Annotated in this window: 9 protein-coding genes and 1 pseudogene; 2 read left to right on the top strand and 8 right to left on the bottom strand. The window is 38.3% G+C overall.

Annotated elements, in window-relative coordinates; genetic code table 11:
• Window positions 1-109 precede the first annotated feature (109 nt).
• Window positions 110-325: a YdbC family protein gene (locus HT719_RS02565; protein WP_000807422.1), complete on the bottom strand. Its 216-nt coding sequence runs from the start codon at window positions 323-325 to the stop codon at window positions 110-112.
• 98 nt (window positions 326-423) lie between these two features.
• Between HT719_RS02565 and HT719_RS02560 the strand changes: the two genes are divergently transcribed.
• Entirely contained in the window at window positions 424-744 is a 321-nt protein-coding gene (locus HT719_RS02560) for a hypothetical protein (protein WP_050971470.1), read from the top strand.
• Window positions 745-774: 30 nt separating this feature from the next.
• On the opposite strand, the gene HT719_RS02555 is transcribed toward HT719_RS02560, so the two are convergent.
• From HT719_RS02555 to rpsP, 7 genes and pseudogenes are all read right to left on the bottom strand, one after another.
• Window positions 775-1,113 (bottom strand): ATP cone domain-containing protein, encoded by a 339-nt coding sequence (locus HT719_RS02555; protein ID WP_001196047.1) that lies wholly within the window; start codon window positions 1,111-1,113, stop codon window positions 775-777.
• 11 nt (window positions 1,114-1,124) lie between these two features.
• On the bottom strand, window positions 1,125-1,844 hold the full coding sequence (trmD, locus tag HT719_RS02550) for a tRNA (guanosine(37)-N1)-methyltransferase TrmD (protein ID WP_172928140.1): 720 nt from the start codon (window positions 1,842-1,844) through the stop codon (window positions 1,125-1,127).
• Entirely contained in the window at window positions 1,834-2,352 is a 519-nt protein-coding gene (gene rimM, locus HT719_RS02545) for a ribosome maturation factor RimM (RefSeq protein ID WP_172928138.1), read from the bottom strand. Before rimM ends, trmD begins: the two co-directional genes overlap by 11 nt.
• Window positions 2,353-2,382: 30 nt before the next feature.
• Complete coding sequence (locus HT719_RS02540; protein WP_172928136.1) at window positions 2,383-3,171, bottom strand: alpha/beta hydrolase; 789 nt, start codon at window positions 3,169-3,171, stop codon at window positions 2,383-2,385.
• A 142-nt stretch (window positions 3,172-3,313) separates the two neighbouring features.
• Window positions 3,314-3,563, bottom strand: a pseudogene (locus tag HT719_RS11470) (MazG nucleotide pyrophosphohydrolase domain-containing protein); the annotation flags it as partial.
• Window positions 3,564-3,747: 184 nt separating this feature from the next.
• Complete coding sequence (gene kphA, locus HT719_RS02530; RefSeq protein WP_000379620.1) at window positions 3,748-3,987, bottom strand: RNA-binding protein KphA; 240 nt, start codon at window positions 3,985-3,987, stop codon at window positions 3,748-3,750.
• A 19-nt stretch (window positions 3,988-4,006) separates the two neighbouring features.
• Window positions 4,007-4,279: a 30S ribosomal protein S16 gene (gene rpsP / locus HT719_RS02525; RefSeq protein WP_000268760.1), complete on the bottom strand. Its 273-nt coding sequence runs from the start codon at window positions 4,277-4,279 to the stop codon at window positions 4,007-4,009.
• A 169-nt stretch (window positions 4,280-4,448) separates the two neighbouring features.
• On the opposite strand from rpsP, the gene HT719_RS02520 reads away from it, so the two are divergent.
• On the top strand, window positions 4,449-4,658 hold the full coding sequence (locus HT719_RS02520) for a hypothetical protein (protein ID WP_000953861.1): 210 nt from the start codon (window positions 4,449-4,451) through the stop codon (window positions 4,656-4,658).
• Window positions 4,659-4,863 lie beyond the last annotated feature (205 nt).

Below are 4,863 nucleotides of genomic sequence, written 5' to 3'. Positions count from 1 at the left end.
CAAAAACATGTTTTGAGCTGACTTCGTCAGTCTTATCTACAACCTCAAAGCAGTGCTTTGAGCAACCTGCGGCTAGCTTCCTAGTTTGCTCTTTGATTTTCATTGAGTATTAGTTACCTTTAAAAGCATCCACCATCGTTTGAAATTCTTCATTGGAGAGAGTAATCCCTTTGCCCATCTTCGTATGGTCTGGACTCCAAGCACGAATATCAAACTTTGCAGGGGCACCATTAAAGCTCACACGGTTGATTTCCTTAGTCCAACCTTTTTCGTTTTCAGAAAGAGTCAACAAGTGCTCTTCGATTTCAAATGTAAATTCTGCCATTTTCTTCTCCTTTTTTAGCTTTCATCTGATTATTCGTAAAATCTTGTAGATTTTAGGAAAATTTTATATAATATTGATATAAAAGAAGGGAGGCCAATATGAGACATAAATTCCAGCAAGTTCTAGGTAAAATACATGACTTTTTAAATGGACATGACCAACCTGACCAGACTGAAAGCAACTCCCTTACAGCCACTATTGAAGAGGCTATCCAGAAACAAACTGCTGTTCACCTTATCTTGTCTGAGACAAGCTTTACAGGTGACATCATCAAATACAATCAGCAAGGACAGCAAATTATAGTTAAAAATTTTGCTAAAAATGTAAGCCGTATTATCCGCATAAGCGATATTCAACGCCTGCGATTTGTCCCTTCAACTGTCCAAACAGCCCAAAAAAATAGATTTAAGAAAGAGTGAGATGTAGTTGCTTCATCCCACTCTTTTTTCTTAGCGAATTTGTTCAAAATGTAAATGAACCGCGATATGATCTCCATAACCACTTCTTTCCAAGTCACGTTGTAGACGATAGGAAATGTAGTGTTCTGCAATGGTAATGTAACCTGCACCCAGTAGACGATGTTCAACCATAGACTGAATCATGCTAATGGTAGCACGTTCCACCTTGGCCTCTTCCAAATCCAAAACCACTTTCTTAGTGACTTGAGCAAGATTTTGACGCAAGTCATCTGTCAATACATAGACAGTCTGGGCTGCCTTTAAGATGGCTTGGTAAATCTTGTCTGGATTAAATTCAGCAATTTCACCATTACGTTTGATTACTTGCATAGGTTTCTCCTTTATTCTGTGTTTTCTTTGATTTCTGCCAGCATTTTTTCTTCTTCTGCTGTCATTTGATAATGTTCAAGCAAATCTGGTCTGCGTTCATAGGTTTTCTTTAAACTCTCATACAGGCGCCACTGACGAATCTTTTCATGGTGACCACTCATCAATACATCTGGCACAACCATTCCTCGATAATCATAGGGACGTGTGTATTGAGGGTATTCGAGAAGGCCAGAAGAAAAACTATCATCTTGGTGGCTAGACTCCTTGCCAATCACTTCTGGAATCAGGCGTACCGTAGCATCAATCATAGTCATGGCCGCCAATTCTCCTCCAGTCAAGACATAGTCTCCCAGGGAGATCTCATCTGTCACCAAAATCTTAATGCGCTCATCATAACCCTCGTAGTGCCCACAGATAAAGATTAACTCTTCCTCTTGAGCCAAATCCTCTGCATAGGCTTGATCAAACTGCTTTCCAGCTGGATCAAGGAGAATCACGCGCGGATTCTTTTTTTCAATAGTATCAAAAGCATCAAAAATAGGTTGGGCTCGGAGCAGCATCCCCTGACCGCCTCCATATGGTTCATCATCGACGTGACGGGCCTTTTCAGCCTTTTCTCGAAAATTATGATACTGGATATCCAAGAGCCCTTTTTCTCGAGCCTTTCCAACGATTGAGTGCTCCAGTGGAGAAAACATCTCTGGAAAGAGGGTTAAAATATCAATCTTCATCGTCTAACCCTTCTAAGATTTCCACGTTGACCCGTTTATTTGGAATATCAACATTGAGAACCACTGGTGGGATATAAGGCAAGAGCAAGTCACGCTTGCCTTTTCGCTTGACCACCCAGACATCGTTAGCACCTGGTTGCAGGATTTCCTTGATGGTTCCAATCAAGTTATCACCCTCATAGACTTCCAAACCGATAATCTCGTGATAGTAGAATTCACCATCGTCTAGGTCATTCAAATCTTCCTCAGCAACCTTGAGACTGTATCCCTTATACTTTTCGATAGCGTTGATATGGTACATATCTTTGAATTTAATAATGTCAAAGTTCTTCTGTTTACGGTGACTAGCGATAATCACTGTTTGGACAAACTGATCTTTTTCATCAAACAAGGCCAGCTCAGATCCTTTTTTAAACCGTTCTTCTGCAAAATCCGTCACAGACAATACTCGCATCTCACCCTGCAACCCCTGCGTATTGACGATTTTCCCAACATTAAAGTAGTTCATCTTGTCTCCTGTAGTCTCCTTCTTTCCATCTTATTCTGACAATTCTCGAATAATAGTCGCAATTTTTTCGGATTCAGACCACTGTAAATAATGGTGATTCCCTCCTAAAATGAGTCTAGCATTGGAAGTCCAATATTCTGATTCTCTGTACTCTTTTTCTCTGTAAGGCTGACAAAAAACAAATACAGGGATACAATCTGATATTGATACATCCTCAAAATCTTCCTCAGTAATCTCTCCAGATATCTGAAATCCTGGATCTTGATTTTCCAACTCTGAACCTTTTTCTTGCATTATTTCCCAGATTTCTTTATTCGTTTCAGGACTAAATGTTGCTTGAGTTAAGTTCTTAAAATAAAGTTCAGGACCACACTCATCAATCAGCCTCATCTGCTCTTCCATTTCTGGATAAGGATTTTCTGAAAAATCAGCAAACATGACGTTTTTAGTTGTCGGTTCAATTGCTACTAAAGCCTGACACTTAATTGGTTTCTTGAGCAATTTGCAAGCTAAAATTCCACTCAAACTATGTACACAAAGTATATAGCCAAAAATCGCCAATTCTTCAAGTACTTCATAAACTGCATCTACAAGATTATCCAGATTTTTTCCAGCTTGGTCATGAATCGGACTTCTACCTGTGTTTGGAAAATCAATTGTCAAATAACCAATTGTAGGAGGAAGTTTTTCGAGTATAAGTGAAAAATTTTCATAACTTGGTAGCAAACCTGCTCCGTTTAGACAAATTAGCACTTTCTTTTGCTTTTGATAAGTAACAGAGAGACTACCAATTTCTGTAGATACTTCAAACCTCTTCATAAAGAAATCCACTCATTCTATATAATGAATTATTAAAAGTCCTTATCCTTTATTTTATCATGTTTCAAGGATTTTCTCAAGTTGGAGGAAGAGGACATCAATTCTCCTTCACCTTCAAAAATCCTTCCAAATCACGTTCATGTTAGTACTTAATGGCTGCAGTCTTATCTTTCTCAAAGATAGTCTTGGTAAGGTCAATATGGTTGATGGCGACGATTGCAACGGTGTAGTGAATGATATCAGTCAGTTCTCTGGCAAGTTCCTCGTTCGAATCCTATCCCTTCTTTTCGACCAGAGCGCCTATTCAAAACCTCGGCTACTTCTCCGACTTCCTCCACTAGCTTGATAAAAAGACCTTCCTCAGTTCGAGACTACTGGTAATGTTCGAGTAATACTCTTCGAAAATCTCTTCAAACTACGTCAGCTTCACCTTGCCATACTCCAGTACAGCCTGCGGCTAGCTTCCTAGTTTGCTCTTTGATTTTCATTGAGTATAACTAGTCTTGTAATTGTCTAAACGTTAAATATTTCATCTTCTATTCCTCGCAAAAAAGCGAGACATTTGTCCCGCTCTTCTTATTTTTCGTCAATAACGATTCTTACTTTTTTGTCTTCAGTTGGGACAGAGTAGACAATCGTTCTTATCGCAGAAATAGTGCGACCCTTACGACCGATTACACGACCCACATCGCTTTGATCAAGATTCAAATGATATTCCAAAAACTCTGGTGTATCTTCAATCTTGATAGTTAAGGCATCTGGTTGTGAAATCAAGGGTTTCACAATCGCAATAATGAGATTTTCAATCGTATCCATCTGTCAACCTACTTTAAACTTATTTTGAGAATTTAGAATCGTGGAATTTCTTCAATACACCTTCTTTTGAAAGGATGTTGCGAACTGTATCTGAAGGTTGAGCTCCATCAGCCAACCATGCAAGAACGCGGTCTTCTTTCAAAGTTACTTGGTTTTCAGCAACAAGTGGGTTGTAAGTTCCAACTGTTTCGATGAAACGTCCGTCACGTGGTGAACGTGAATCTGCTACGTTGATACGGTAGAAAGGTTTTTTCTTAGAACCCATACGAGTCAAACGGATTTTAACTGCCATTTTTAAAGTCTCATTTCTTTAATTTTTTATTTCGGTGAAATAGCTGAGCTATTTAGCACATGTTCTATTATAGCAGATTTCTGGCATGTGTCAAGAAAAAAACTTGACAGACTATAAATTTCTTCAAGTATTTAGAAATTTGTTAGAATAGGAAATAAATGTTTGAAAGATGCTATCCGTGAATACTATTTTAGAAAAATTTTATAAAGAACACCAAGTCAAACCCTTCATATCGCCTGAACGAGATTTGGATACTTGGCTCCTAAGTCCCAAGCCCGTTCCCAAGCGAAATATGAACTTATTAGCAGATGATTCACTAGCAGGAGATATCATTTTACTATGGAGAATCCAGTTTGGTACTTTTACCACTGAAACATGATTTTAAAAACTCCCATTCGAATATGATTCAAAATTCGCTTAGAATCAATGTTTTCCCACTTTTTCAAAAAATAAATTTTCATCTAATTTAAATAACTTTCAATTAAGTGTGAATTTTGCTTAAAATCATAAAAAAACACCCCATGGTGTGAACCATAATACTCTTTGAAAATCTCTTCAAACCACGTCAACGTCGTCTTGCCGTA

This window comes from Streptococcus sp. k-378, from assembly GCF_013277505.1.
Taxonomy (GTDB): domain Bacteria; phylum Bacillota; class Bacilli; order Lactobacillales; family Streptococcaceae; genus Streptococcus; species Streptococcus pseudopneumoniae.
The sequence above is the reverse complement of the archived record's forward strand: the minus strand, read 5'-3'. Positions and strand labels throughout refer to the sequence as shown.